We start from the raw sequence: 2,788 nt of genomic DNA on the forward strand, positions 1-2,788 counted from the left end.
CTCCACTTACACATCGTGCCTATCTACCTTGTAGTCTTCAAGGGACCTTACCTGATTATTCAGTGGGATATCTTATCTTTGGGTCGGCTTCACGCTTAGATGCTTTCAGCGTTTATCCGATCCGAACATAGTTGCCCAGCTGTGCTCCTGGCGGAACAACTGGTGCGCCAGAGGTTCGTCCGTCCCGGTCCTCTCGTACTAGGGACAGCTCCCATCAAATATCCTGCGCCCACGACAGATAGGGACCGAACTGTCTCACGACGTTCTGAACCCAGCTCGCGTACCGCTTTAATTGGCGAACAGCCAAACCCTTGGGACCGAATACAGCCCCAGGATGCGATGAGCCGACATCGAGGTGCCAAACCTCCCCGTCGATGTGGACTCTTGGGGGAGATCAGCCTGTTATCCCCAGGGTAACTTTTATCCGTTGAGCGATGGCATTTCCACTCACATACCACCGGATCACTAACTCCGACTTTCGTCCCTGCTCGACCCGTCAGTCTCGCAGTCAGGCTCGCTTTTGCGTTTGCACTCTCTCGCTTGATTTCCGTTCAAGCCGAGCGAACCTTTGAACGCCTCCGTTACTCTTTTGGAGGCGACCGCCCCAGTCAAACTGCCCACCTGACAATGTCCCCCAGCCCGCTTCAGGGCTGCTGGTTAGAATTCCAATATCACAAGGATGGTATCCCAACGTCCACTCCACATATGCCAAAGCACATGCTTCCCTGTGTCCCATCTATCCTGTGCATGCAACATCGAAACCCAATATCAGGCTACAGTAAAGCTCCATGGGGTCTTTCCGTCTTGTCGCGGGTAACCGGCATCTTCACCGGTACTACAATTTCGCCGGGCGGGCTGTTGAGACAGTGCCCAAATCATTACGCCTTTCATGCGGGTCAGAACTTACCTGACAAGGAATTTCGCTACCTTAGGACCGTTATAGTTACGGCCGCCGTTCACTGGGGCTTCAATTCAATGCTCTCACATCTCCTCTTAACCTTCCAGCACCGGGCAGGCGTCAGCTCGTATACGTCATCTTTCGATTTAGCACAAACCTGTGTTTTTGGTAAACAGTTGCTTGGGCCGTTTCTCTGCGGCTGGATCGCTCCAGCACCCCTTCTCCCGAAGTTACGGGGTCAATTTGCCGAGTTCCTTAACAACCCTTCTCCCGTTGGCCTTAGAATCTTCTTCCTACCTACCTGTGTCGGTTTGCGGTACGGGCACCGCAGAAATACACATGGCTTTTCTCGCCACCCTCCATGCTCGACTTCGGTACTATTTTCCCTCGATCGCTACCGGTACCAACGCCCGGCTCGAACACTTCGGATGTGTCCCCATGCTTAACTCTTTTGGTGGTGACGGAATCTCTACCGTCTGTGCATCGGCTACGCCTTCCGGCCTCACCTTAGCTCCCGACTAACTTGGAGCGGACGAACCTTCCTCCAAAAACCTGAGGCTTTCGGCCATGCAGATTCTCACTGCATTCGCGCTACTCATTCCGGCATTCTCACTTCTATACACTCCACAGCCGCTCACGCTACTGTTTCTCCGCGTATACAACGCTCCCCTACCCAGCATTTCTGCTGCCTAAGCTTCGGTGTCAGGTTTAGCCCCGTTAAATTCTCCGCGCAAAGACGCTCGACCAGTGAGCTATTACGCACTCTTTAAATGAGTGGCTGCTTCTGAGCCAACATCCTGGTTGTCTGCGTATCTTCACATCGTTTTCCACTTGACCTGACTTTGGGACCTTAGCTGTAGATCTGGGCTGTTTCCCTTTTGACAATGACATTTATCTGACACTGTCTGACTCCCATTCATCAATACTCCGGCATTCTGAGTTTGATAAGCTTCGCTAACCTCTCGGCCGCTAGGCTATTCAGTGCTTTACCTCCGGGTATCTAAAATGAGGCTAGTCCTAAAACTATTTCGGGGAGAACCAGCTATCTCCGAGTTCGATTGGAATTTCTCCGCTACCCACAATTCATCCGCCGCCTTTTCAACGGAGGTCGGTTCGGCCCTCCATGGAATTTTACTTCCACTTCAGCCTGATCATGGGTAGGTCACCCGGTTTCGGGCCCATTGCACGCAACTTATCGCCCTTTTCAAACTCGCTTTCGCTTCGGCTCCAGTCCTTAAGACCTTAACCTTGCTGCGTACAATCGCTCGCCGGACCGTTCTACAAAAAGTACCCTATCACACTTTGACGTGCTCTAGGTGCTTGTAGGCACAGGGTTTCAGGTTCTCTTTCACTCCCCTCCCGGGGTCCTTTTCACCTTTCCTTCACAGTACTATACGCTATCGGTCACTGGGTAGTATTTAGGGTTGGAGGGTGGTCCCCCCTTCTTCCGACCGGGTTTCACGTGTCCGGCCGTACTCTGGATCCTGCTCGTCTCTCGCCATTTTCGCCTACGTGGTTCTCACACTCTCCGACCGGCCTTCCCATGCCGTTCGGCTAACAGCTTAAGTCCTAATTGCAGTCCGTACCCCAGAGATATTTCTATCTCTGGTTTGCCCTCTTCCGCGTTCGCTCGCCACTACTTACGGAATCTCTTTTGATGTCTCTTCCTCGCCCTACTTAGATGTTTCAGTTCAGGCGGTTCCCCCGACATACCTATTTTGAAGTTCAGTATGCCGTACCTGGGTATGAACCCAGGTGAGTTTCCTCATTCAGACATCCACGGATCAACGCTTATTTGCAGCTCCCCGTGGCTTTTCGCAGCTTATCACGTCTTTCTTCGGCTCCCAGTGCCAAGGCATTCGCCCTGCGCCCTTCTTCGCTTGACCATTT

1 rRNA gene is annotated in these 2,788 nt (G+C 52.5%); it reads right to left on the reverse strand.

What is annotated here, in order from left to right:
* A 23S ribosomal RNA gene (locus B5G12_RS14050) occupies positions 1–2,784 on the reverse strand; the annotation flags it as partial.
* Positions 2,785–2,788: the final 4 nt, after the last annotated feature.

The sequence above is a fragment of the Faecalibacterium sp. An58 genome, assembly GCF_002161515.1.
Classification (GTDB): Bacteria; Bacillota; Clostridia; order Oscillospirales; family Ruminococcaceae; genus Faecalibacterium; species Faecalibacterium avium.